Source organism: Photobacterium kasasachensis (assembly GCF_050336885.1).
Taxonomy (GTDB): domain Bacteria; phylum Pseudomonadota; class Gammaproteobacteria; order Enterobacterales; family Vibrionaceae; genus Photobacterium; species Photobacterium kasasachensis.
In genome coordinates this window covers 453,483-478,223 of the sequence record NZ_JAKJSH010000005.1, presented here as the reverse complement: position 1 = coordinate 478,223, position 24,741 = coordinate 453,483, and the positions used below count along the sequence as shown (strand labels likewise).

The following is a 24,741-nucleotide window of genomic DNA, read 5'->3' as shown; positions in this document are numbered from 1 at the left end:
CAAAGAGTTACTACTTGTCTTTATCAGTTACCATAAAGACATTGAGTATACGTGATACCGATATACCAGATTACACCTTATTGAATCGCAATACCTACCGCTTCAGCAAGCTGGTTCAATTGCTCTTCACTATCCAGCCGTACCGACCAGTTAACACCACTTCCAGTCGCGGTAACTACATTGGCACCACCAATTAAGGTAATATCGTCAACCCTCGCCTGCAATGAGGCTCGAGATACACCATTAAGACGAACAACCAACTCGTGCTGATTGGCAATGATTCGTCCTTCAGAAAAAGATAAATTCATAGAGTTACGCGTCTTTCTTCTTATGCTTCATTACAGCCATTGTCAAACGACTGGTACACACCAAACGTCCCCGCTCTTCTGTAATTTCAATCTGCCAAACCTGGGTTGTCGTCCCGATATGCACCGGTGTTGCGGTTCCTTTAACAATTCCGCTGCGAACAGCACGTACATGGTTGGCATTAATGTCCAGCCCGACACAATACCTCGTCTCGTCGACACACATATTAGCAGCCAGTGAGCCAAGCGTTTCTGCCAACACGACTGACGCACCACCATGAAGCATCCCAAGCGGCTGATGGGTTCGCGCGTCAACCGGCATCACAGCACTCAGGCTATTGTCATCAAAATCGCTGTACTCTATTCCAAGATGTTCGACCAGCGTATTCACCGAGCTCTGGTTCAAGCTATCTAAGGTGAAGTCTTTTTTCCAAATACTCATGAGGTTACCTATAGATCATTATGTTGCTAGAATACCACTCTCCCCCCTTACCGACTACTAACTCTGCGCCTGTCGTAGTATGATCGAATCATTAGTTTTTCCTATAATTGAATGGAAGGAGTCATTCAGATGAATTACTTTCGACCTCTTATCAGTACGGCGCTTATCGCCTCGGCCCTTGCGCTAACGGCCTGTTCCAGTTCGCCGACAGGTCGTCAGCAAGTGCTGCTTTTCTCAAACCAAGACATGTCGCAGCTTGGTGCGCAGTCTTTTGAGCAGCTAAAACAACAAGAAACCATCAACCGCGATTCAAAAACCAACCAATATGTACAATGTGTCACCCGAGCCTTAACAACCAAGCTGAGCCCGAGCAGCGGCTTCAGTCAATGGGAAGTGGTGGTATTTGACAGTAAGCAAGTCAATGCCTTTGCTTTACCGGGCGGAAAAATCGGTGTTTATACCGGATTATTGGGTGTCGCAAACAATCAGGATCAACTCGCCACCGTCATTGGCCATGAAATCGGCCACGTATTGGCCCAGCACAGCAACGAACGCCTTTCGCGTAACCAGTTAGCCAATGCCGGTCTACAGCTCTCCAGTATGGCTATCAGTGGCACGCAGTATCATGATGCCGCCATGGCCGGGCTTGGGCTCGGGGTACAATACGGTGTACTCATGCCATATGGCCGTGCCCAGGAGTCAGAGTCCGATATCATTGGCTTGCGCCTGATGGCCGAGGCCGGTTTTAACCCGAATGAGAGCATCAGCCTGTGGCAAAACATGGCCAAAGCATCAGGAGGAAGCCAGCCACCGGAGTTGTTGTCAACTCACCCGTCGCACTCGACACGAATTGATGATCTGAGAGCCGAAATTGGGCGCTTGCCTAGCTACAATGCAACACGCCCTCAGTGCCAGCTATAATTAGGCCAGGTCTTATTTAGGACAGATTACCCTAAAGGAAAAAGCGCCCGAAGGCGCTTTTTTTACTCAATAACACTGCTTCCAAACGTGTTACTTCGTAATTTCAAAACCCGGCGTGTACACTTCTACACGACGGTTTTTAGCACGACCTTCTTCCGTATCATTTGGTGCCAGCGGCTCCGACTCCCCTTTACCCTGGGCAACAATACGGCTTTTGTTAATGCCAAAGTGCGCGCCAAGATAACCGGCGACAACAGCGGCACGCTCTTCAGACAGGTTCTGGTTATACTCTTCGGATCCTCGGCTGTCGGTATGGCCAACGACATAGAGTTTTGTTTCCGGGTACTCCACCAGCCGTTGGGCAATAGGTTGGATCCGATCGATATCCGACTGCGATAAAGCATTACTATCAAAGGCAAACGGCAAGTTGACACTCAGCGCTTTCACTTTCATCACTTCCGGCTGAACGGGAACCGGTGCCGGCTCGGGGACTGGTTCTGGCTCTGGCTCGATAATGGCTACCGGCTCTGGCGCTCCCCAATAGTAGACCAGGCTAACACCGTAGAAATGAACATCACTTTCGCCCGGACTGCTACCTCCGACCTGGTTGTAATATTGGTACTCCGCGCGAGCAGACAGATCGTCATTAAAGAAATACTCAGCACCGATCCCCGCAGTTGCAGATACACCGTTATCGTCCTGATTATTTACGCTGTTATCGACATCAAAGACGTAGCCACCTAACTTACCAAAGAGATCAAATGACGGCGCGGCATGCCATGTGAACTTACCCACAAGATCCAAGCCGTGCACTTCAAACCCGCCACCACCAACATTGGCGTCAGCCTGCCCCAGATAGGTGTAGCCACCTTCGACACCAAACCAAGAATTGTAGGTATAACCAATAAAGGCACCACCGCCCCAATCATCGCGTTCAAAGCTGCTCTCGGCACCATCCAAAGCACCACCGAAGCTATCAAAGTTGGTACCACCAATACGCGCACCGGCATACCATGGGTTATCTGTTGCAGCATGAACGACTCCCGAAACTAATAATGCCAATGGGAGAATTTTGTACATTTTTGTCATATCTAGATATCCCTATTATTGATTCTTTTTTGCCACTACCACTTAAGTGTTTAGAACCGAATTTGGATTTTTACAAGGGAAATACAACGAATTAATAAGAAAAATCGTACATATATCAACAATAAAGAAAGGGGATTGTTCAGATAACCCTAGAGGAGCAGCCTAAGTACATCGGCGATATTCAGACTTGTAAGATTAAAAACCCATTATTGAAATAATAAAAAAGCTCATCGAAATGAGCTTTTTTATGGTAATTATTTGTCTTTTAACCGCCCTTCAGCCAGCGCTTCGGCCGTGGCATCTTCCACTGCCATAAAAAGATAATCAACGTCACCTTTTGGCGAGGTCATCGGGTTCAACGTAACGTTTTGGTACATAAATGGCGCTTGCTGAGTGATTGGCCTTACATTACGGCACTTAAACAGGTAGGGACGCTGACGCCAAATCAAAAAGCTCCGGCAACCTAGTTCAAACACAGGCTTGGATTTTGCCGTAAACCATTCTGACGGTATCTCAGGGAATACCTCAAAGAGGTTCTTTCCGATCGCCTCATGGGCCTGTTTGCCGCTATGATGGATCATAAATCCATTCCAGACATGAATGGTAAAGTCTTTATCCAGTACGACAAGGCCAACATCAACATGCTGCACCATATCTACCATCCAGTGAAATTGTTCAAATTCAGCAGGTAAAGAAAACATGGCCTAGTCCTCATCCATCAAGTAAGACAATTTGTTATCGAGTAAAGGAAGTGACTCATCAACAAACATCAGCAGCAGGTCACATTTAATTGATGTATTCTCAATCCCGTAACTGACTTCAAATGTCATCGTTCTACGCCAATTACCTTCAGTCTGCGCTATCATCCTCTCAATAGGCATGTGTTGACCCAAGAGCACTGGGTGACTCTGAAAAAACTTCACCTCGGCCTGCTGACCTAATCCCTTCAGGAATGAACCAACCAGAATATTACTGACATCCATCAGCAGTTCCAGCTCTGAGTCCCCGTCAGCCTCTATCGGATACTGCATCATTGCCATCAGATCTTTTACGCTGGAGTCACTTAACAGCACCAGCGCTTCACCTGCAATCCCCTCACCGCTAAAGCCCTGGCAAATGCCAGACATCGTACTGCTACTTGCAAGGTGACGCATTGTCATATGAAGTTCACTCACTTCAAATACATTGACGTTTGGCAGAGGCAAGTTAACAAACACGTCGAAGTGACGTGCCAACGAATCAGCGGCACGACCAATTGCCACGTTGGCCACCTCAAGATAAACATCACGACGCCGTAGAGCGGGCGTCGACACTCTCTGAATCACCGCATCAAATGCGACAGGCTCAGAGGGCGTCAGCTCTTTGAGGAATGTTTTCAAGAAGGCTTTGTCGACGGGCTTCTTAAGAAACTCAATCGCACCAAGCGCTTTCACTCTTGCCTGTGCTTGTGGCTGGATATCCCCCGACACCACAATCACTTTAATATCTATTCCTTGCTGTTTTATTGCCTCCAATGTCTGGTATCCATCCATTTCCGGCATGGTCAGATCCAGGAACATCAGGTCAAACTTTTCTTTCTTAAGGTGCTGCAAGGCTTCCAAACCGTTAACAGCAAAAGTAACTTCAGCATTCAGGGAAGCCGGTAAGGCTCTTGCCATCTGCTTTCGAGCTAATGCCGAATCATCACAAATCAAAATTGAAGTAGCCATGCGTGCTCCTCGCGCTTCTTATCTGTTGGAGCGCTGCTATATATTCTTTTTAATAAACTTTCCTCATGATGATAACAGTAGAAGCGCTATTGGTCTGCTGAAATATGCCATCACCACCTATTTATAAACATCTTTATATCACCAAGCATGTGACACCGTCACAATTTAATTGATATAGTCGTCATTAATCACTCATGGCTACTTTCACCGTGAGTATAATATTTACAATGTAAATATTGTTCTGAAGGTAATGATTTACCTAATCCACACAGAGTAAGTGTTTTAAACACGATCAAGGCAACGTAGAATGCTAACCATTATCACGATATGACTTAAATGGCCTAATCAGCATATTATGAATGTTCATAGTTCCCACCGCACCGATAACCACCCACCTGTCAAAGTTGGCGTGATCGGTGGCGGTATCGCTGGATCGACAATAGCCCTTCGTTTGGCTGAGCTTGGTATTCAGGTTGAATTATTCGAGGAAGGCAAGAGCCTGGTTAACGGCCCGCCAATTTGCCATTTGCATGCAGGCGGAAACCTTTATCGGGAAATTTCTGACCAGCAATGCCTAACCCTGCTCAAAGAGTCGATTGATACACTTCGGGTTTTTCCTCATACAGCCAATATCCGCCCAACCGTAATTGCCGTCCCCCAGCGTGACCAAGGCGATCCTGAGGCACTTATTCCACGATTGAAGCTGCTACAGGACGCCTACCGTCAATTCGTCGAAGCAGATAGCCACAATCAAGTTCTCGGTGATCCTGGCCAATATTACAAACTCTATTACCGTAACGAACTCGAACAGCTAGCCCGTGCATCTATCCCCGCCGAACCGGGCTCGCTTGATGACTGGATGATCCCCGTTGCCAAGAATATCGATCTGGATAAATTCAAGTTTCCGCTGATCCTCGTACAGGAATATGGACTTAGCGTATTTCGATTGGCGGCAACGGCCAATTTAGCCCTCGAACAACTTGCGTCGTGCAAGATCAATACTCGCTCTACGGTTATAGATATCCAACAAAGCCATGAGTCTGGCACCTGGACAGTAACCCATCAGCAGTTTGATCCGACAATAGACGATCACATCACCCATTCCGTTAATGTCGATTACTTAATCAATGCCTGTGGCTACCGAACCGGTACGCTGGACAATTGGGCGAACATACCCCGACATCGTATGGTTGAGTTCAAGGCGGCCTACGTGACCCATTGGGCAGAATGTCAAGGCGTGTGGCCGGAAGTGATTTTCCACGGTGAACGTGGGACACCAGATGGCATGGCACAGCTCACCCCTTACCCTGACGGTTTCTTTCAGCTTCACGGCATGACTGAAGACATTACGCTATTCCGTCAAGGATTGGCCAGGAGCACGGCAGAAGATGCCCAGCCAGCATTGGGGACATCTTTCATTAGAAAACTCAAGCAAGGCTGGACTAACTCAGACATAGACACACGAACAGGCAGAGCGATTGCGCATATGGCGCAGTTTGTACCCGCCTACCAGACGGCGACTGTCGGTGGAAAACCCTTATTTGGTGCTCAGCAGATCCCGGGAGATGACCTTTCTCTTAGAGCCGCTGATATCTCTTTTGCGGGTCGTCGCTATGCCAGGACAGAAATCGTCAAGGCATCATCTGCTTTGTCGGCTGCTGAAGGCGTGATTCAACAGCTCGTTATTGAAGGCCTGGTGCCCGATCTGAAAGATGATACCCTGCCCTTAGAGCAGCAATTCCCGGTAACATCAGGGCTAAGCCAAGAGGAAATCGTTACCAAGGCCGAGACGTTAGCGTCAGAGAGAGGTTATCCGCAGGCCTTGGCAGGCCTTGTTCGATTTGAAGTGTGATCATTTACAGCCCAGTCCGGTTCAACAAATCAAAAGCCGATAAATAAAGCAGCTCAACCTAGCTATCCTCATGGCGAGCTGCTTGCTAGCGATAGAACACCGCTAACCATATGGTCTCTTGGTCAGGTCTCGTCCACGACACCTGATGACGTTGGTGGGCCAGAATATTCAGGTGGTCGCCTTCCTTCAGGTGCACTTCCCGGCAGCCATCTTCAAACATTATTCGTGCTTCGCCTTTTAGCACCACAACCCACTCATGCTCATCTTGGTCGTACCACTCACCCGTTGGCGTCGTATGACCTTTGGAAATAATACGCTCTATACGAACACTCTGTGTGTTGACAATATCCTCAAACACCTCCTCTGGCAATTCAGCCGGAATGTTGCCAAAAAGGTTCATCCTTCCTCTCCCTATAATAAAAAGGCGAGGTATCACCCCGCCTTGTAAATTACACTTACTGCTATTGCCCTACTGTTTCTTAGGTAGGTTAACTTCAATCTTTTGGTTAAGTGCTTCCAGCTCAGTCTTCAGTGCTGTTAATTGCGCTTCTTCATCAGCAACAGCCTTTATCTTGGCATCGTACTTGTCGCAATCTGCCTGCGAAACCCAGTTCCAGCTTGTGCCAGACTTAAACTCGTCACACGGTTTCTTAAAGTCTTCGGCAACTCGTTTGGCTTTCTTCACATCCGCTTCTGCTTTAGCTACCTGTTTTTGCAACAACAATTGCTGCTGATAAAGCTCTTTCGAATGGCTCAGCACCACTTGCTGTTTTTCTGTCGCCGTCTCCAGTTCAACCACTTTGGTATCCAGCTTCTTCTTGGTCACGACCAACTTTTTCCGCTGTTGTTTCAGTTGAGCCAACTGTTCCTCATAATCAGCCTTCTGTTGCTCAAGCTCGGCCTGCTTGCTGGTCAATTGCTCAAAGGCCTTCTCGAGTTCTAGCGCCTTTTGGGTTTCCAGTTCTTCAAAGCTTTCCTGAAGCACCTGCTGCTTTTCGGCCAATACGGCATTTTTCTGTAATAGCAGCTCATACTCTTCTTGGCTGGGGCCGGGATTGCGGTTCCATACAGCCGAAGCCAGAATACTTCCCAGTACAAACCCAACCACTAATGATACTTTCCAAGATGACATCATATCTTTTTAACCTGCTAAACAATTCGCCTTTGTCGCTCTGCAGCCGTCATTGCCCGATAAGGCATTAACCTCTTGCAAAGTTCAGAATACTCTTAATATATGAATAATATCAGCTAGATAATCTCTTTGTGTCATGTTTACATCAAAACAGGCATAAATGTGATAAAACCCAACAAGAAATCCGGTTAATTTGGCACAGGCGTAAAAAAGGAGCACTTATCATGCTCCTTATCAACTTAATTCACTGCCTACTTAGACGTCAGGTTGAGGGTCAAATCCCCCGGCTTTATCCACCCCGCCTTTCGCATCACTTCGGCAATTACCAGCGTAATAACCGCAGGAAGGATCAAATGCATCATAAGGACGGCAGTATAAATTTCACCGCTGCTCCAACCGGCAGCATCTAGTGCGATAAATGACTGGATCTGGCCAACAAAGCCTGACGTCCCCATCCCTGCGCCCAAGGGCGTGTTTTCCATAGCAAAAACCAAAGTCGCAATTGGGCCAAGAATGGCAGAAGCCAGTATTGGCGGGTACCAAACTTTATGATTCTTGACGATATTTGGCATTTGCAGCATTGATGTCCCCAAGCCCTGAGCCACGACGCCTGCCCAACGGTTTTCGCGAAAGCTCATTACGGCAAAGCCGACCATCTGTGCACAACAGCCGACGGTTGCCGCACCGGCGGCCAAACCATTCAAACTAAGCATGATAGCAATTGCCGCACTACTGATAGGTAGCGTCAGCGCCATTCCCATAAGTACAGCAACAATCATCCCCATTAGCAGAGGCTGTAATTGTGTCGCATACATAATGAGATCGCCCAGCGCTGTCATTAACGCACCGACCTGAGGACCAACTAACGTTCCGACGATAACACCAACCACCACAGTCACTGCCGGAGTAAGCAAGATATCAATTTTTGTTTCGTTCGCGACCAGCTTACCGCATTCAGTAGCGGCAACTGATGCAATGTAAGCCCCGACAGGACCGCCTAATGCTGCCCCGGCAGCACCTGCTGTTGTTGCCGAAAACAGTACTAGCGGTGGCGCTTTCAAGGCATAGGCAATGGCCACACCGATTGCGGGACCGGTCATCTGTTTAGCGATAGGCCATAACGTTTCAGAAAAAAGCGGGATCCCCAGCTTCATTCCAAGGGTATTCAGAATAGAGCCGATCAGCAGAGAAGAAAATAATCCTAGTGCCATATAGCTCATGGCATGAACAAAATATGTCCGAGCAGAAAAGTCTATGTTTTTCCGTTGAAGGAAGTCACCAAATTTGTGTTGTGCTAGCTGCATGGTAATACGTCACTGTATATCGCAATGGGTCGATGTGAGCCAAAAAACTCAAAGTCGCTGATTTTACATGACTCCATCCATACGAGCCATATTCAACCAAGTTATAGCCGCTCCACCAGCATCTTAGAGAACATATAGCCAAGATATTGATATTATTCCCAACGGACATAGCTCGCACTCGCTATGCCCTCACTTTGTCATCTCTTCAATATATTCAAGCCCGCAACACATATTCGAGATTCCCCCGTACAGCAACATTTACTCGATCTCATCCTGTACATACCGTTAAACACCAACCCTACTCGCAATTTGGAGCGCACGATGACACTTTCTTCTCCGGCACAAATGCCATCAAGCTTCACTCGGCTCGCTGCTGCCATTGCACTGGTTCTCAGCCCGTTTCATCTACACGCCAAAACGGCGCCGCAAATTATGACGGCACAGCCTTACCACGAGCAGTTGCAGCCTGAACTCTCATCGAGCCAGAACACAATTTCAGCCTACTACGCTAGCGAAAAACTCGATGGAATTCGCGCCTTCTGGAACGGTGAACAGTTGGTAACCCGTACTGGCAAAGCGATAGCCGCACCTGACTGGTTTATTGAGTCGCTACCATCCAACATACAGCTCGACGGAGAGCTCTGGGCCGGGCGGGGACTGTTTCAGCAAGTCGCTGCAACGGTGTTGGACCATTCACCCAACGACAAGCAATGGCAGGCTATTCATTATATGGTTTTTGATATCCCTTCCAGCCCCTACCGGTTTGAACGCCGCCTGAAGCAACTATCGGAAGTGATTGCAACCATCGACCGCCCTCACTTACAGGCCGTCCCGCAATACACCTATACAGACAGAAACGCTCTCGACACTAAACTTGACGAGATCACTGCCGGCAACGGAGAAGGCATAATGCTGCACCATAAAGACAATCTTTATTCTCACGGCCGATCTGACCGTTTACTTAAGATGAAGCGTTATCAGGATGCGGAAGCCGTTGTTATTGGTTATGAGGATGGAAACGGTAAGTTCAGCGGTAAAATGGGAGCGCTTTGGGTCCTCACCGCTGACAATGTAAAATTCAAAATCGGTACCGGGTTTAATAATGATGAGCGCGAAAACCCACCACTTATCGGCTCAGTCATCAACTACCGCTACAACGGCTATACCGACAACGGCATACCCCGTTTCGCCCGATTCATCCGAGTAAGAACCAACGCAGATATCTAGCTTAAGCAAAACATCACCTGCAAAGTAGGCAGTACCGGCATCAAAAAAGCCGCTTTTTCAAGCGGCTTAATTTCAACTAACTAAAAACTGCAATAAGAACATTAGAGCTTGTAACGCTTAACCTCTTGTTCCAGCTGATTAGCAAGTGCCTTCAAACCTTCAGCCTGATGCGCCGCTTCCTGGGCCTCACCTGCCATCTGGTTCGCAACCTCCTGAACACCTTCCGTATTCCGGCTAATTTCAGCTGTCACGCTCGACTGCTCTTCAGCCGCCGACGCAATTTGCGTCGCCATATCACTGATCACATTGATCTCATTCGCAATATTGTTAATGCTGATACCGGCATCGTCCACATCCTTCACGCTGGTTTCCGCTAGCTGATGACTATCAGACATCACAGTGACCGCCTGCTTAGTTGTCGACTGCAGTGTTTCAATCATCGTCTGGATCTCTTCTGTCGAGGTATGAGTCCGCTGAGACAGCACTCTGACTTCATCCGCTACCACTGCAAAGCCTCTTCCCTGCTCACCTGCCCGAGCCGCTTCAATCGCTGCATTCAACGCCAGCAGATTGGTTTGTTCGGCAATATCACGGATAGTTGCAAGGATAGAACTGATCTTTAGCGCGTGACCATTAAGATCTTCGATAATGCCCACGGCACTATTGACCTCTTTTGCCAAGTTACCAATCGATGACTGACTCTGACCAACCTGCGTATGTCCTTCTTCCGTCAGTGCTACCGCTTGCTCTGCTGTTTTAGCGGTATTCTCGGCATTACCAGCGATTTCCTGCGTCGCGCTGGCCATTTCAGTCACTGCAGTCGCCACCATAGTGATCTCATCTTGCTGATGACGAATATTCTGGCTTCTCTGGGCAGCCGCATCCGCCGAGTCAGCCGCTGAATGGTTAAGCTGCAATGTAATATCACGCAGATTGACAGCCATGGTATGCAAACGACCGACAAACTGGTTGAAGTTATCCGCCAGCTTGCCGACTTCATCATCTGACTGAACATTGATACGAACAGTCAGATCCCCCTCACCGTTGGCAATATCAGACAGCGCGGCCGAGACATTGTTAAGCCCCTTAAACAGATGAGATACCAACCAGGTTGTAAATAAAGAAACGAAGAGCATGATTAGCACACCGCATACAGCCAGCTTTAATAACATACTGTTGAGTGGCGATACCAATGTTGCCTTGTCCATAACCAGCGCTATTGCCCACGTCGTGTTAGGGATCGCGCTAACAGCAACTGCCTTTTCACGGGCATCCATCGTGGTAAAAAAGAGTGACTGAGATGCCATGGCCTGTGCCAAATTATGCTCGCTAAAGCCCTGCCCCAGTTCCGTGATTGGCTTAAGTTCCATATCTTGATTTGGATGGGCAACAACCAGGTTATTCTTAGTATCAAGCAACATGGCAAAGCCCTTACCCGGGACCGCAATATCGAGCACATCCTTCATCAGCTGGCCCAAAGCCAGGTTTGAGCCTACTACTCCAAGCATTTTCCCTTGGTTATATACCGGCTCTGCCAGTGTCACCACCAAAGTCTGCATAGTATGACTTATATAAGGTTTGGTCGTGATTTGCTTACCCGCTGCAGAGGCTTCCTTATACCAGCCCCGTACGCGAGGATCATAACCAGCTTTATTCAACGACGGATCATGGCGGTGCATCACCCCTTCCTTGGTGCCATAGTAGCTTAGGCCAAAACCACCCGATGTCAGAGTTTGCTTAAGGTGACCGACAATATCCAGCTGTGAATCGCGCTCAATAGCATCGACTGTTGCGGTAACAGCGTTTTGGCGGTCATGGAACCAGTCACCAATGCCCTGACTATAGGCCTTCGCGGTGTTCTGGCTCTCGCTTTCAATAGCGGTCCATGCCTGCTCTTCAAGTGCTTGGTAGGAAACACCTCCTAGTATTAGGAGAGTCAGTATAATGAGTAGTACGCTTGATAATACAAGCTTCAGTTTAAGAGTTAAGCGCATATGATTCCTGGATCTAGTTATAATACTCAGAGGAATATAATGCTTCTAAATAATTATGCCACCAGCATCTGTTAAACTATGCGCACACAATCACTCAACGGTGGTTTTTTGCACGGGTATTTCGTGATACTGATATCAGACTAACCTTCAAATCAGATAATTTGGTCTCTATATCACTGAAGGCTTTACATATTCATTCTCGGTTCACCTAAGTTCAGTTACAATCTATACATGAAGATCAATAAGCGATTACTCACAGCACTTTGCATGGTTTTCCTTTTAGCGCCAGTGGCTAACGCGGCACCGACGCTAGAGATCGACGAAGATCATGACGATGTTATGCAAGCCGTCCAGCAGGGGCTCATCCAGCCATTCTCTGCTCTGAAGGCGACTGTCAGTAAACAACTCCACGGCCGGATAATAAAGGTTGAATTGGAGGAAGATGATGATATCTGGGTATATGAACTCAAGCTCATCGACCCCAACAACAATATTGTCAGAGTTGAATACGAGGCAAAAACGCTTTCTATTATCGAAATCAAAGGCCGTAATCTGGAAAATGTCATCAAGGTATCCGAATGAAAATACTTGTCGTTGAAGATGAAATCACACTAGGCGAACAAATCGTCGATGGTTTGGAGCAAAGTGGCTGGGTCGCCGAACTGTCTACCGACGGTATAGATGCCCTCTACCGAGCAACCTCAGAACCATGGGATGCCATCGTCCTCGATTTAGGATTACCGAAACTTGACGGCCTCACGGTGTTAAAAGGGATCCGAGATGAGAATGTCAGCAGTCCAGTCGTCATTCTCAGCGCCCGTAATGAGTTGACCCAACGCGTCGAGGGGTTGAATGCTGGTGCTGATGACTACCTGACTAAGCCCTTTCAGATGGTTGAACTCGTGGCCCGCCTGCGCGCCCAGCTTCGTCGCTCTACCGGTAATGCATCTCCGGTAATTCAAGTCAGTGGCCTAAGCCTGGATACACGCAGCTCAAAAGTGCTCTACAATGGTGAAGCCATTGATTTGACAGCACTCGAATTTAAAGTCCTGTCTTACATGATGCATAACGCCGACAAGGTGATTTCTCGCTCTGAGCTGGTCGAGCATATCTACAAGCAGGACTTCGACCGGGATTCCAATACCATTGAAGTCTTTATCGGGCGTATCCGCCGCAAGATTGGTGGCGATGTCATCAAAACAGTTCGAGGGCTTGGATACCGCATCAATGCCGATTAACACGCGTAGCAAACATCTGCCTAGCCTACGCAGTCGCCTGCTCCTCGCCGCGACGGTATGGCTACTGGCCATCACGCTCTCTGCAGGCTATTTGGTGCCCAGCTTCATCAAAAGCTATCTTATCGATCAGGAAAAGCAGCAGCTATACCTCTATCTCGATGAGCTAACAGCACTTGCCGATGTGGACGCAACCGGTAAGTTATACCTGCCAAGCAAACTGTCTAACCCAAGGTTTCAATCGCCCTACAGTGGCCTTTACTGGGCGTTGACGGTAAATGACACCCAAATCCGCTCCCGGTCATTATGGGATGCGAAAATTACCGGCAACGACGACGATGGCTATATCGGCCCTGATGAACAGTCATTGCTGGTGGTAAAACGAAAATTCCTGCTGCCTGAAATTGATGAGCCGGTAGAACTTGCGATTGCTGCCAACCAAGACAAGCTGATGGCTACCCTGAAAAAGCTCACCCATGGTTTATGGCTGATCTTGCTAACGATGGCGGTTGGTATCCTGGTCCTTACCTGGCTTCAGGTGAGCTGGTCGCTCTGGCCATTGAAAAAGCTCCAGCAAAACCTGAAAAATGTTCGCGAAGGTAACTCCACTGAACTTACCGGCTTCTATCCTCTCGAAGTCAGGCCTGTTATCGATGATCTCAACGCACTACTTTTCCACTATCAGGAACTGTTAGAGCGAGCCAGAAACCATGCCGGTAACCTATCGCATGCCTTGAAGACGCCAATTGCCGTTCTAAACAATGAAGTTGCCCTACTCGATGAAGAGGCAAAGCAGAAGTTGTCACCACCACTTCAGCAGCTACAACAACATATCGATTATCACCTGGGACGGGCACGAATGGCCGGTGCGGCTAACATTCTGGCGGCGAAGACGGCGCCGTCCACCCGTGTCGATGCGATATCTATGGCAATGGATAAAGTCTATGCTCACCGCAACGTCGTACTGGTCAACGAACTGGACAGTGAACTGAATGTAGCAGTTGAAAAGCGAGATCTGGACGAGATTATCGGCAACCTCATTGAGAACAGCTATAAGTGGTCAAACAGCCTGATCCGCGTTCACCAAACCGACAGTGACGCTCATCAGGTAACCATCATCATCGAAGATGATGGTCCCGGTATCGATGCCAGTGAATATGAATCGGTACTAAAGCGCGGTGTTCGACTTGACGAAACCACACCGGGCACCGGCTTGGGGCTTAATATCGTAAGTGAACTTGCGCATAGCTACCGGGGAAGTCTGACCCTGAACAGTAGCTCTCTAGGCGGGCTAAAAGCAGAACTGCTATTACCGCTACCGAGAAAGTGAGTGCTAGATTTGCCCCTTACGCAAAATGCAGCCTTGAGGCTGCATTTTTGTATCTCTTATCTTATCACCCTGTGTATATACGGTCAGGACTCTACACAGGCCAGAAGGTCAAGTTAACGATCCTCACAACTACACCGATAACAAAGCAGCTCACCCCCAGGCGATACCACTTGTACTCAGCGGTATCCATGCCAACACGCTTGTAAAACATTTTGACAACACCGCCCCAATCACTTGTTCGCTTGCCATATTGCATAACGCTCTTGGTTATGAACAACAACCCGGAAATGATCAGCACCATTTCGGCAATACCCATTGTGGTCTCCAGCATGACTTCTCCTTCGCTTGCTGTCATCCATCCTGATACAAACTTAGCGTAACAATGAAATTGCACAATTAGACCAAAGTGGAAGCCCTGCAGAGTTTCGGCCAAACTTAGTCACAGTTTTACCGCAAAAGCACAACCAAGAAGTCGTGAACTGTTTGTCCGCAAACCATAGCTGACTGAAAACACCAGATAAGTGTACCGATTGGTATGCCTTTCGTGTAAAATCCAGCCCCCGGAATTATCAACGTACGATATCGAGGCGATATGCAATTACTCGAAGCCAAATTACATAAAATTGACCGTCACAATTACCGCAGCTACTCAAGCCTGCGTGGAGAATATCAATTCGTTGACTTCGACTTTTTTATCGATACAACACAGGCTGATCCCTTTGCGCCAGCCTCGCGTGTCCGTGCCCGCAGGAAGTGGTCGTTAACTGATCTTGAATGGCTAAAAGACCAGTCGGCTGACTACCAACGTGCAGCACGTGATTTCATTGCTCGCCAGTTTGCTGATTTAGCTCAGCAAATCAATGAAATTCAGATTGATCGTCCGGGCCAGGCTATTCTGGATCGCACAGCTGTTGTCTTTGATGAAGAAGCGATTGAGCTTCGCTTTCGCATTAACCTACCAGCGGATGGCCGAACCATCATTGCAAAGAAGACAACGAATCTTCTGACCTACACCATGCCAAAGGTTATTCGACGTGCAACCATCGCCCGCGAGTTGCCACTTGATGAGATGAAGCGCCATTGTGAGACTGTCGAAGATCAGGTTGCTCTTCGCCGCCAGCTGAAAGAAAAAGGTCTGATGTCTTTTGTTGCTGACGAAAGTATCCTGCCCCGCCTTGCGGGTAACAGTGACTTACCGATGCCTGATGCCGTCCCGTTTGTCAGCCCGGAGAGCCTCGCTGTCACCCTTGAAGCGCCGCATAAAGGCACGCTTCGCGGTATGGGGGTTCCGCTGGGTATTACTATGATTGTCGGCGGCGGTTTCCATGGTAAGTCGACACTGCTAAATGCTATCGAAAACTCAGTCTATGACCACATTCCGGGTGATGGTCGTGACTATGTTGTCACTGACGATACCGCTTCGAAAATTCGCGCCGAAGACGGCCGTTGTGTCCACAAGGTTGATCTGACTCCATACATCAGCAACCTGCCAATGGGCAAAGACACTAGCTCATTCAGTACCCAAAACGCATCGGGCTCCACCTCGCAGGCCTCTTGGCTACAGGAATCACTGGAAGCCGGTGCCCAGTCGCTGCTGATTGATGAAGATACCTCGGCATCAAACTTCATGATCCGCGACGAGCGAATGCAGTCCCTTATCGCCAAAAGCGACGAGCCAATCACTCCGCTGGTTGACCGTATCTCGCTTCTTCGCGACCAGCTGAATATCTCTGTTCTGTTGGTTATGGGAGGTTCGGGAGACTACTTGGACGTGGCTGATACCGTTATCCAAATGCATAACTACGAAGCTGTTGATGTTACGGCCAAAGCTCGTGAAGTCGTGAAGTCTCACCCGACTCGTCGCCAGCTTGAAGGCTCTGAAGAAATCCGCCGTCCTCGTACACGGAAAATCAACCGCTCTGCACTGCAAACAATGCTTGAAGACGGTAAGTTCAGAATTCAGGTAAAAGACAAAACGTCGCTACGCTTTGGGCGTGAATTCATTGATCTGCAAGCTCTGGAGCAAGTCGCTGATCCGAGCCAACTTCATGCAGTCGGATGGCTTTGGTTCCAGCTGGCACAAGGCAAAGGTTGGGAAAAGAACCCAAGCAAAGCATTCCAGCAAATGCTCCATGATGATTGGTTCAAAATGATGCCTAACTACGGCGATCTGGCCAAGCCTCGTGTCGTTGAAGTCATGGCAGTGCTTAACCGTATGCGCGCAGCTGATTTCAAATAAACCAGCACAATAAAGTATACCTTTCTTTAGGCGGCATTATTTATGCCGCCTTTGTTTTGCTTATTTAGATGCCTTGCCCCTCTCATCGCCCACTCTCACCACTCACTCTCACTCTCACTTTCGATATACGCCATTAGCCACCCAAAAGACTCCAGTCACGAAAAAACACACGGGGTTAATGCTCGAAACATGCATCTTTTTATTCCTTACGTGTTGGTTTTTTGAATAATTTTCTATTCCTGATCACAATACGAACATAAACTCAGCCAAGCGCGTTTTCGCATACTAGGATTATTTTGCTCATCGGAGGTCTAACAAGGAGAGTAAAATTGAAACGTCTCACTACCCTACTATTATTTTGTTTTATTGCGTTTACCAGTCAAGCCAGCACCACACCCGCAGGCGTCAGCCAAAAAGGTTATACCGAAACTAAATATCCAATCGTATTGGTGCATGGACTATTTGGTTTTGACACGCTGGCAGGCATTGATTACTTCTACGGTATTCCGCAGGCACTGGGCAAAAGCGGTGCGAATGTGTATGTCGCACAAATTTCCGCAACCAACAGCACAGAGCTTCGTGGCGAACAGTTGCTTGCTCAGGTCCAGGACGTCCTTGCCGTCACCGGTGCCGAGAAGGTCAACTTGATTGGCCATAGCCACGGCGGACCTACTGCGCGCTATGTCGCCTCTGTCGCACCAGAGCTTGTTGCATCCGTAACCAGTATCGGTGGGGTGAATAAAGGCTCACGCGTCGCCGACATCGTTCGGGGAACTGTCCCTGAAGGCTCTTTGCCAGAAGGTGTTGCCGTTAAACTGGCCGAAGGTTTGGTCACACTTATTAACCTGTTATCCGGAGGAAGTGATCTTCCACAAGATCCATTGGCCTCATTGGCCGCTTTGACAACTGAAGGGTCGCTGAAATTTAATCAAAAGTACCCTGAAGGTGTACCGACATCAGATTGTGGTGAAGGTGACTATATCGCCGACAACGGCGTGTATTACTACTCGTGGACAGGCACCAGAAACTTCACCAATGCTCTGGATCCAACAGATGCGGCAATTGTCATCCTAGGCCTTGCATTTGACGATCCCAACGATGGCCTCGTCGGTCAATGCAGCACGCATCTTGGTAAGGTCATAAGAAATGACTATAAGATGAACCACCTGGATGAGATTAACGGTTTGCTAGGTATCACTCACCTCTTTGAAACCGCCCCTACCACGCTGTATCGACAGCACGCCAACAGACTGCAACTGCAAGGACTGTAATGATGAAAAAGACCGTACTCGCGTTTATTTGTATTATTGTGACTGCCAGTGCGGTCTATTACAGCCGTATTTCAACCTCCGATGAACCTATGATACAAGCCGCCTCACAACTCGATACCAAGGTGGATACAGATTCCTCTCGCGATACCTTCGAGTACTTCCTGTCAGGACTTGGCGAGATAAACCTGAACACCCTCAAAGACAATTTTGAAAATTATAACGAAGAACAAGCGAGCGCCTACCAGTTGGACGAAGACCTCTTTCAGCGGTTCATCAACTATAGAGCCGCCTTAGAGCACATTGATTCGAATACTGTCGATAAGCTAGATATAGATGCACTTCAGCAACTCATTGACCAAATCAAGAGCATACAACTTCAGTTTTTTACCCCTCAGGAACAACAACTATTATTTGCGGAAGAAAACCAGCTAAGAGAATTAGCATTAAAGCAGCTTGAAATACAGCAGCATACCCAAAATGCTGAAGAGACAGCTATCATCTGGGAACAAGAAGTCGATCAGCTTTCTCCGGATCTGCAGCTCAGCTACCGCAATGCCAACCTTCTAGGCCAGCTACAACGAACAAAGGAAATGACGGACCAGGAACGTTATCTAGCCAATCAGGAACTTGTTGGAACCGAAGCTGCCAATAGGCTGGAAAAACTGGCTATAGACCGCGCCGAGTTCGAGGAAACAGTGAATTCATACCTACAACAACGAGATGAGATTCTCGCCAACTCTCTACTGACTATTGAGGAGCAGCAAAGTGAAGTTGATCTCTTAAGAAAAAAGATATTCACTGAAAAGCAAGTTCGTCGAGTACAAGCTTTAGAAGGTATCGCTGACCAGCAAAAGCTCTCCAATAAAAAATCGATTTAATGTATATATTGACAGTAATCTAACTAACATTCCGATTAATAATATACCTCCCACTTAGCATTTTGAGTTATATGCACCGAGTCCATTAGTGACTCGGTATATTTTCACCAAACCCACCAAAAAAAATAACAATTCCATTCAATTATATTTACCTTGAGAATTCTTAATATTACTCATCATAGAACACACTATCACAAGGGGATACATATCTTTCTGTTTTATAAGTGATTTGAATAAAACAAATGATAAATTGTATAAAATTATGATGAAATATTAGTAAATATTAGCTAGCATACACTCGCTACTGACAATGTACATATTAATAAAATACAGACTTGATTGTGTCATTTTTTAGACAAAATTCTCTAATTAATAGAATTAATAACTCAGCTATATAGGGTCGGGATCGAATGTTTAATCGGAAGTTAAAAGCAGAGCTTAGCAGCAAACAAGAGGTTGTCTCGAACCTTGAAGCTATCATTGAATCAATTAACGAAAGTCTCGCTACCATTGAGTTTGATACACAGGGTAATATTCTGACCGCCAACCAAATCTTTTTAGATGTCACTGGATATAAACATGATGAAGTTATTGGCAGGCATCATTCAGTAATGTGTCTTCAGTCATATGCGAACTCCTCTGAATATGAAAACTTTTGGAAGCAACTTCGTCAGGGCCAGGCACAAAAAGGCACCTTCGAGAGAAGAAATAAAGCAGGAGAAACGCTTTGGCTTGAAGCAACTTATTTTCCTATAAAAGCAAATGGTCAAGTCATCAAGATAATGAAAATTGCTTCCGATGTCACAGCCAGCACTATTGAGAGCTTAAACAAGGAAAGTGTCCTAACAGCATTAAACCGTTCATTAGCAACGATTGAATTTGATCCTAAGGGTAATATCCTCACTGCGAATGACAACTTCTTATCAACCGTTGGTTATCCAATCAGTCAAATTGCAGGTAAGCACCATAGAATATTCTGCGACGAGAGTTTTTATTCCGAAAATCCATCTTTCTGGCAGGATTTAGAAAGCGGTCAATTTAAATCTGGCCGTTTTTTAAGAAGAAATAGTCATGGTGAAGCTGTTTGGTTAGAGGCGACTTATAACCCTATATTTGATACTTCAGGGAAAGTTGTCAAAGTAATTAAATTTGCTTCTAATATTACCAAACAAGTCGAAAAAAGTGAGGCCGTCTCTCAGGCTTCTGATATTGCCTATAGCACTTCAGTTGAAACGGCCCAGATTGCCAAGCAAGGATCTGATCTTCTTAGTGACTCAGTTGAAGTTTCAGTAGGTATATCTGAAAAAGTGAAAGAGGCCTCCGGCAAAATCCAGCAGTTAAATACCAAGTCACAAAGTATAGAAGCCATTGTTTCTACTATTAAAGAGATTGCCGACCAAACTAACCTCCTAGCGCTTAACGCCGCGATTGAAGCTGCCCGTGCCGGTGAGCAGGGACGAGGGTTTGCCGTGGTTGCCGATGAAGTCAGACAGTTGGCTTCCCGTACCAGCCAATCAACCAGTGAAATCGCCAGTGTGGTATTGGACAACAAGAACCTCACTGACAGTGTCACTGTTGCCATGGACGAGGTCGCCTCCATCGCCAACGACGGAATGAACAAGATCACCGAGGTATCGACGGTAATGGATGAGATTTATGCCGGCGCCGAAAATGTCTCTAAAACTGTTATGGACTTATCAGAAGTCTAAATAGACACACTGAACACAACTTATAAAAAAGGCAGCTAAATTAGCTGCCTTTTTCCATCCTGGAGCTGATGTATAACGCTGTCAGTTAAGCTCGTTTAAACTGAACCATCAAGCGCTGTAGTGCCTCAAGACGCTCTACCAGCATCCGGGTGCTTTCTACTGACTTGTCACTGGTTTCAGATGTCGACGCTGTCAGCTCACTAATTTGCTCGATATTTCGGGCAATTTCGTCACTCACACCGGCCTGCTCTTCTACAGCCGAAGCAATCTGATGGCTGCTGTCTGTCACCTTATTCAGCATTTCATTAATTTCACCAAGCCGCTCGCCTGTCTCGATTGCCTGCTGACGACAGTGTTCGGACAACTCACCGCCGCGCTCGACAGCCTCTACCGCCTGTTTCGCAGTCGCTTGCAAGCGATTGATCATTTCGTGGATCTCACCGGTTGAAGATTGGGTCTTTTGCGCCAGGGAGCGAACTTCATCGGCAACCACTGCAAACCCTCGCCCTTGCTCGCCGGCACGGGCAGCTTCAATCGCCGCATTAAGCGCCAACAGGTTGGTTTGATCGGCAATAGACCCAATCACGTCCAAAATACCTTCAATCTGACGGCTACTTTCAGACAGTGCATTAATAACCTGCTTTGAATTATCTAGCTCACTGTGCAGTGACAGTACCGATTCAATTGTCGTTTCAACACTTGTCTGACCGCTACCGGCCATTTCCTGGGCCTGGAAGGTTAATGTCGATGACTGAGCCGCACTCTCTGCAACTTCTCTCACTGTCGATGACATTTGACCCATCGCCACACTTACCTGTTCAGTCGCTTCGGCTTGCTGTGCCAGATTAGTCTTAATCTGCTGGCTATTGGCAAATTCATCTTCGGCTGAGATCAAAATATCGCCGGATGTCTCGCTTGCCCTGCCCACAATCGCCCTCAGCTCAGAGCGACGCATTCTTAACGCCAGCTCAATAACCGAGTAGTCATCTTTCTTCCCGGTATAGATAGGCTCCATCACCGGGTTGTCATAGGCTTTCTTGGCCAGTTCCTGCACCACTTTCAAGCGTGACTGAGACAAGATGTTAATACTCWACCCTACCAGCAGCAGAACAGGTAATAACGCGGTGAGTGCAAAAGGGACATCAACGAACATTTGCACCAGAGAAAGCAAAATCGCCAGGGATATGAGGCTATTAAGCAAAACTCCCTGACGAAATCTAAACTTCTTCGTTCCTTCCGAACCGTTATCAAGCTCCTTGTATGCCTCAGTAGCTCGCTGGACTTCTTCTTCTGTCGGACGGCTTCTAACAGACTGGTACTCAATAACCTGGCCATTTTCGTCGGTAATAGGCGTTACAAAAGCAGAGACCCAGTAATAGTCTCCGTTCTTACAGCGATTCTTCACAATACCCATCCAGCTTTTGCCAGCTTGGACATACTGCCAAAGCTGTGCGAAGGCTTTTTTGGGCATATCGCCATGCCGCACTAAGTTATGAGGATTTCCCACTAGCTCGTCTTCGCGATAACCGGCGACATCGCAAAAACTCTGGTTTGCATAAGTGATATGGCTTTGCGGATCGGTTGTTGATATCAAATCTAATTCAGCAGAGTAATCAACAGCCTTACCGCCAACATTTGTTGAGGCTTGGTCTACAGTTCTTGTCATTATTATCTCTATTTTTTATTAGCGTTCTTCTTACTACAAGGCAATATCGCTTTTGCCATGAAACAACCTTGCCATGCGATTGTGACACTTATTCCATTCTAACAACTTGATGTATGTTAATTTGACGCAAAATTGTCAAAAAAAGAACGCAGTTACAAGAGTTTGTGTATATGTTGCACCGCGTGCTAAAGAAATTTGATATAGGTAACAAAAAGCCCGTGATCTAAGTCACGGGCTTGAGTTAACTTGCAGAGTTATTACTACTTAGAAAAAGTAAGGAACACTGTCGACAACGGAGGAAGATCTAGCTTTATAGAATTGGCCAAACCATGGCTCGCTTCTTTGGTAGTCTTAGCAACCTGTGTAACAGCTGCCTGACTTCCCCAGTATTTCTCATCATCCGTATTCAGGACTAGCGTGTACTCACCTGCCTCTGGAACCCCAAAGGTATAACCCTGGCGTGGTACCGGCGTAAAGTTCGTGACGACCAGTACCTTGTCACCGTTCAGCGCAATTCGCTCGTGAGCTAATATACTCTGGTCGGCGTCATCCTGGACACGCCATTCAAACCCTTGTGGTGAGCAATCCTGCTCAAATAAGGCCGGTGTACTGGTGTACAGCTTGTTCAAATCACGAACCAACGCCTGAACACCGCTATGTCTTGGGTATTGCAGCCAATGCCATTCCAGCTGGCCTTCATGAGCCCACTCCGCACTTTGCGCAATTTCAGCCCCCATGAAATTCAGCTTCTTGCCCGGCTGACCGTACATATATCCCATAAATGCACGCAAGTTGGCCGTTTGCTGCCACTCGTCACCCGGCATTTTGTTCAGCAAGGAGCCTTTGCCATACACCACTTCGTCATGAGACAGCGACAGCACATAGTTCTCACTGAAGGCGTAAACCATCGGGAAGGTAATCGTGTCATGGTGATACCGGCGATGAACAGGTTCTTCCTTAATATAAGAAAGGCTGTCATGCATCCATCCCATATTCCACTTAAACCCAAACCCAAGACCGCCCATATCCGTCGGTTTTGACACCCCCGGATACGCTGTGGATTCTTCAGCAATAGTCATCGCATTCGGATAATGACGGTAGACTTCCTCATTCATCCAACGTAACAAACTAACTGCATCAAAGTTGACGTTGCCGCCTTCGTGGTTAGGGATCCACTGATCATGCTCACGGGAGTAGTCAAGATAGAGCATTGACGCAACTGCATCAACACGCAGACCATCAATATGATAGTGCTCAAACCAGAACAGCGCATTCGAGACCAGGAAGCGACGTACATGGTCACGGCCGTAGTCATAAATATAGCTCTGCCAGTCCTGATGCCAGCCACGACGCGGGTCTGGATCATTAAACAGGGCCGTACCGTCAAAGTTAGCCAAACCATGGTCATCTGACGGGAAATGGGCCGGTACCCAATCAAGTACAACACCGATACCAGCCTGGTGGCACTGATCGACAAAGTACTTGAAGTCATCTGGCGAGCCATATCGACTGCTAGGCGAAAACAGACCAATTGGCTGGTAGCCCCACGAACCGTAGAAAGGGTGCTCGGAAATTGGCATCAGCTCAACATGGGTATAGCCCATGTCTTGCAAGTACGGGATCAACTCATCGGCAAGCTCGCGGTACGTAAGAAAATCACCATTTTCCTTGGTGCGCCATGAACCTGCATGAAGTTCATAGAAAGAAAGTGCCTGCTGATGCTTGGCTGTCACCGGACGAGACTGCCACTTACTGTCATTCCACTGGTATCGTGACTGATCGTATACTTTCGAGGCAAATGACGGATACTGCTCTGAGTAATAGCCCCATGGATCGGCCTTATGCGGGAGTCCGTTACCTTTGCTGTCTTTTAGCTCGAACTTATACAGCTCATCTTCTGTAAGGCCAGGAACAAATAGTCCCCACAGGCCATTATCCAGTTTTTGCAGCGGGTGACGACGACCGTCCCACGCATTGAACTGGCCAACAACACTTACTGCCGATGCATTCGGAGCGAAAATCAAAAAGCGAACACCTGAGACCGGCTTGCTGCCTTTCGTCAGAGTAATTAACTGTGCCCCCATCTCGCTGTGCATAAGAGAAGGAGTAGTCAAGGCTTCGCCCGAAGGCAGCAGGTTGTGGAATTGATAAGGGTCGTAGACGATTTGGTCGCCTTCCGACCAGCGGATTTCTAGCTGGTAAAGTTCAGTGGTAAGGTCTGTATCACCTTTCAGAATGAAGCCACTATCTGCATCTCGAACTAAAGTGAATCGCTCACCTTTTTCCGTTACTGCATCAACACTTTCAGCCCCAGGCATCCACACGCGCAGTGCAATCCCTTGAGGCTGATATTGTGGGCCTAAAAAAGAAAATGGGTCTGAGAATGCAGCTCTTTCGAGCTGCATGTATTCCTTATCACTGCGGGTCACTGTCAGTGT

Annotated in this window: 22 protein-coding genes and 1 pseudogene; 11 read left to right on the top strand and 12 right to left on the bottom strand. The window is 47.5% G+C overall.

What is annotated here, in order from left to right:
• Positions 1-77 precede the first annotated feature (77 nt).
• Both L4D19_RS06490 and L4D19_RS06485 read right to left on the bottom strand, forming a co-directional pair.
• On the bottom strand, positions 78-308 hold the full coding sequence (locus tag L4D19_RS06490; protein ID WP_160650922.1) for a DUF3389 domain-containing protein: 231 nt from the start codon (positions 306-308) through the stop codon (positions 78-80).
• 4 nt (positions 309-312) lie between these two features.
• Entirely contained in the window at positions 313-747 is a 435-nt protein-coding gene (locus L4D19_RS06485; RefSeq protein ID WP_428451748.1) for a hotdog fold thioesterase, read from the bottom strand.
• A gap of 129 nt (positions 748-876) precedes the next feature.
• Between L4D19_RS06485 and L4D19_RS06480 the strand changes: the two genes are divergently transcribed.
• Positions 877-1,668: a M48 family metallopeptidase gene (locus L4D19_RS06480; RefSeq protein WP_428451747.1), complete on the top strand. Its 792-nt coding sequence runs from the start codon at positions 877-879 to the stop codon at positions 1,666-1,668.
• A gap of 90 nt (positions 1,669-1,758) precedes the next feature.
• On the opposite strand, the gene L4D19_RS06475 is transcribed toward L4D19_RS06480, so the two are convergent.
• From L4D19_RS06475 to L4D19_RS06465, 3 genes are all read right to left on the bottom strand, one after another.
• Positions 1,759-2,757, bottom strand: coding sequence for an OmpA family protein (locus L4D19_RS06475; RefSeq protein ID WP_428451746.1), 999 nt, complete (start codon positions 2,755-2,757; stop codon positions 1,759-1,761).
• 254 nt (positions 2,758-3,011) lie between these two features.
• Positions 3,012-3,458 carry a PAS domain-containing protein gene (locus tag L4D19_RS06470; protein WP_428451745.1) on the bottom strand — a complete coding sequence of 149 codons (447 nt, stop codon included), beginning with the start codon at positions 3,456-3,458 and terminating at the stop codon, positions 3,012-3,014.
• Positions 3,459-3,461: 3 nt separating this feature from the next.
• Positions 3,462-4,466 carry a response regulator gene (locus L4D19_RS06465; protein WP_428451744.1) on the bottom strand — a complete coding sequence of 335 codons (1,005 nt, stop codon included), beginning with the start codon at positions 4,464-4,466 and terminating at the stop codon, positions 3,462-3,464.
• A 355-nt stretch (positions 4,467-4,821) separates the two neighbouring features.
• On the opposite strand from L4D19_RS06465, the gene L4D19_RS06460 reads away from it, so the two are divergent.
• Complete coding sequence (locus L4D19_RS06460; protein ID WP_428451743.1) at positions 4,822-6,318, top strand: FAD-dependent oxidoreductase; 1,497 nt, start codon at positions 4,822-4,824, stop codon at positions 6,316-6,318.
• An 85-nt stretch (positions 6,319-6,403) separates the two neighbouring features.
• On the opposite strand, the gene L4D19_RS06455 is transcribed toward L4D19_RS06460, so the two are convergent.
• The 3 genes from L4D19_RS06455 to L4D19_RS06445 form a co-directional block, all read right to left on the bottom strand.
• Positions 6,404-6,718, bottom strand: a complete 315-nt coding sequence (locus tag L4D19_RS06455; protein ID WP_428451742.1) for a cupin domain-containing protein — start codon at positions 6,716-6,718, stop codon at positions 6,404-6,406.
• A 69-nt stretch (positions 6,719-6,787) separates the two neighbouring features.
• Positions 6,788-7,453, bottom strand: coding sequence for a chromosome segregation ATPase (locus L4D19_RS06450; RefSeq protein ID WP_428451741.1), 666 nt, complete (start codon positions 7,451-7,453; stop codon positions 6,788-6,790).
• Between the two features lie 248 nt (positions 7,454-7,701).
• Positions 7,702-8,754, bottom strand: coding sequence for a PTS sugar transporter subunit IIC (locus L4D19_RS06445; RefSeq protein ID WP_160650938.1), 1,053 nt, complete (start codon positions 8,752-8,754; stop codon positions 7,702-7,704).
• Between the two features lie 321 nt (positions 8,755-9,075).
• Here L4D19_RS06445 and L4D19_RS06440 point away from each other — a divergent pair, with 321 nt between their 5' ends.
• Complete coding sequence (locus tag L4D19_RS06440; protein ID WP_428451740.1) at positions 9,076-9,981, top strand: DNA ligase; 906 nt, start codon at positions 9,076-9,078, stop codon at positions 9,979-9,981.
• A gap of 101 nt (positions 9,982-10,082) precedes the next feature.
• Here L4D19_RS06440 and L4D19_RS06435 read toward each other — a convergent pair whose 3' ends face one another.
• Entirely contained in the window at positions 10,083-11,975 is a 1,893-nt protein-coding gene (locus L4D19_RS06435) for a methyl-accepting chemotaxis protein (protein WP_428451739.1), read from the bottom strand.
• A 267-nt stretch (positions 11,976-12,242) separates the two neighbouring features.
• Between L4D19_RS06435 and L4D19_RS06430 the strand changes: the two genes are divergently transcribed.
• The 3 genes from L4D19_RS06430 to L4D19_RS06420 are packed head-to-tail and all read left to right on the top strand — an operon-like array spanning position 12,243 to position 14,540.
• Entirely contained in the window at positions 12,243-12,557 is a 315-nt protein-coding gene (locus tag L4D19_RS06430) for a PepSY domain-containing protein (protein ID WP_240152936.1), read from the top strand.
• Positions 12,554-13,213, top strand: coding sequence for a response regulator transcription factor (locus L4D19_RS06425; protein WP_075761714.1), 660 nt, complete (start codon positions 12,554-12,556; stop codon positions 13,211-13,213). The genes L4D19_RS06430 and L4D19_RS06425 overlap by 4 nt, the downstream gene beginning before the upstream one ends.
• Positions 13,203-14,540, top strand: a complete 1,338-nt coding sequence (locus L4D19_RS06420) for an ATP-binding protein (protein ID WP_428451980.1) — start codon at positions 13,203-13,205, stop codon at positions 14,538-14,540. The genes L4D19_RS06425 and L4D19_RS06420 overlap by 11 nt, the downstream gene beginning before the upstream one ends.
• Positions 14,541-14,631: 91 nt before the next feature.
• On the opposite strand, the gene L4D19_RS06415 is transcribed toward L4D19_RS06420, so the two are convergent.
• Positions 14,632-14,868 (bottom strand): hypothetical protein, encoded by a 237-nt coding sequence (locus L4D19_RS06415; protein WP_428451979.1) that lies wholly within the window; start codon positions 14,866-14,868, stop codon positions 14,632-14,634.
• Positions 14,869-15,132: 264 nt separating this feature from the next.
• On the opposite strand from L4D19_RS06415, the gene L4D19_RS06410 reads away from it, so the two are divergent.
• The 5 genes and pseudogenes from L4D19_RS06410 (at position 15,133) to L4D19_RS30435 (ending at position 20,637) form a co-directional block, all read left to right on the top strand.
• A complete protein-coding gene (locus tag L4D19_RS06410) occupies positions 15,133-16,779 on the top strand; it encodes a P-loop domain-containing protein (protein WP_428451738.1) in 1,647 nt (548 codons plus the stop codon).
• Between the two features lie 365 nt (positions 16,780-17,144).
• On the top strand, positions 17,145-18,050 hold the full coding sequence (locus tag L4D19_RS06405; RefSeq protein ID WP_428451978.1) for a lipase family alpha/beta hydrolase: 906 nt from the start codon (positions 17,145-17,147) through the stop codon (positions 18,048-18,050).
• On the top strand, positions 18,050-18,928 hold the full coding sequence (locus L4D19_RS06400; RefSeq protein WP_428451737.1) for a lipase secretion chaperone: 879 nt from the start codon (positions 18,050-18,052) through the stop codon (positions 18,926-18,928). Before L4D19_RS06405 ends, L4D19_RS06400 begins: the two co-directional genes overlap by 1 nt.
• A 410-nt stretch (positions 18,929-19,338) precedes the next feature.
• Positions 19,339-20,106, top strand: a pseudogene (locus L4D19_RS30440) (PAS domain-containing protein); the annotation flags it as partial.
• A gap of 129 nt (positions 20,107-20,235) precedes the next feature.
• On the top strand, positions 20,236-20,637 hold the full coding sequence (locus L4D19_RS30435; RefSeq protein WP_489685912.1) for a methyl-accepting chemotaxis protein: 402 nt from the start codon (positions 20,236-20,238) through the stop codon (positions 20,635-20,637).
• An 85-nt stretch (positions 20,638-20,722) separates the two neighbouring features.
• Here the strand turns inward: L4D19_RS30435 and L4D19_RS06390 are convergent, their stop codons facing one another.
• Both L4D19_RS06390 and glgB read right to left on the bottom strand, forming a co-directional pair.
• Positions 20,723-22,303 (bottom strand): methyl-accepting chemotaxis protein, encoded by a 1,581-nt coding sequence (locus L4D19_RS06390; RefSeq protein WP_428451735.1) that lies wholly within the window; start codon positions 22,301-22,303, stop codon positions 20,723-20,725.
• 260 nt (positions 22,304-22,563) lie between these two features.
• Positions 22,564-24,708, bottom strand: coding sequence for a 1,4-alpha-glucan branching protein GlgB (gene glgB, locus L4D19_RS06385; protein ID WP_428451977.1), 2,145 nt, complete (start codon positions 24,706-24,708; stop codon positions 22,564-22,566).
• Positions 24,709-24,741: the final 33 nt, after the last annotated feature.

Coding starts and splice junctions, on each gene's coding strand:
- L4D19_RS06475 (WP_428451746.1), bottom strand. CDS start 2,757: ATGACAAAAATGTACAAAATTCTCCCATTGGCATTATTAGTTTCGGGA.
- L4D19_RS06490 (WP_160650922.1), bottom strand. CDS start 308: ATGAATTTATCTTTTTCTGAAGGACGAATCATTGCCAATCAGCACGAG.
- L4D19_RS06435 (WP_428451739.1), bottom strand. CDS start 11,975: ATGCGCTTAACTCTTAAACTGAAGCTTGTATTATCAAGCGTACTACTC.
- L4D19_RS06445 (WP_160650938.1), bottom strand. CDS start 8,754: ATGCAGCTAGCACAACACAAATTTGGTGACTTCCTTCAACGGAAAAAC.
- L4D19_RS06400 (WP_428451737.1), top strand. CDS start 18,050: ATGATGAAAAAGACCGTACTCGCGTTTATTTGTATTATTGTGACTGCC.
- L4D19_RS06470 (WP_428451745.1), bottom strand. CDS start 3,458: ATGTTTTCTTTACCTGCTGAATTTGAACAATTTCACTGGATGGTAGAT.
- L4D19_RS06410 (WP_428451738.1), top strand. CDS start 15,133: ATGCAATTACTCGAAGCCAAATTACATAAAATTGACCGTCACAATTAC.
- glgB (WP_428451977.1), bottom strand. CDS start 24,708: ATGCAGCTCGAAAGAGCTGCATTCTCAGACCCATTTTCTTTTTTAGGC.
- L4D19_RS06450 (WP_428451741.1), bottom strand. CDS start 7,453: ATGATGTCATCTTGGAAAGTATCATTAGTGGTTGGGTTTGTACTGGGA.
- L4D19_RS06420 (WP_428451980.1), top strand. CDS start 13,203: ATGCCGATTAACACGCGTAGCAAACATCTGCCTAGCCTACGCAGTCGC.
- L4D19_RS06430 (WP_240152936.1), top strand. CDS start 12,243: ATGGTTTTCCTTTTAGCGCCAGTGGCTAACGCGGCACCGACGCTAGAG.
- L4D19_RS06460 (WP_428451743.1), top strand. CDS start 4,822: ATGAATGTTCATAGTTCCCACCGCACCGATAACCACCCACCTGTCAAA.
- L4D19_RS06425 (WP_075761714.1), top strand. CDS start 12,554: ATGAAAATACTTGTCGTTGAAGATGAAATCACACTAGGCGAACAAATC.
- L4D19_RS06485 (WP_428451748.1), bottom strand. CDS start 747: ATGAGTATTTGGAAAAAAGACTTCACCTTAGATAGCTTGAACCAGAGC.
- L4D19_RS06455 (WP_428451742.1), bottom strand. CDS start 6,718: ATGAACCTTTTTGGCAACATTCCGGCTGAATTGCCAGAGGAGGTGTTT.
- L4D19_RS06480 (WP_428451747.1), top strand. CDS start 877: ATGAATTACTTTCGACCTCTTATCAGTACGGCGCTTATCGCCTCGGCC.
- L4D19_RS06465 (WP_428451744.1), bottom strand. CDS start 4,466: ATGGCTACTTCAATTTTGATTTGTGATGATTCGGCATTAGCTCGAAAG.
- L4D19_RS06440 (WP_428451740.1), top strand. CDS start 9,076: ATGACACTTTCTTCTCCGGCACAAATGCCATCAAGCTTCACTCGGCTC.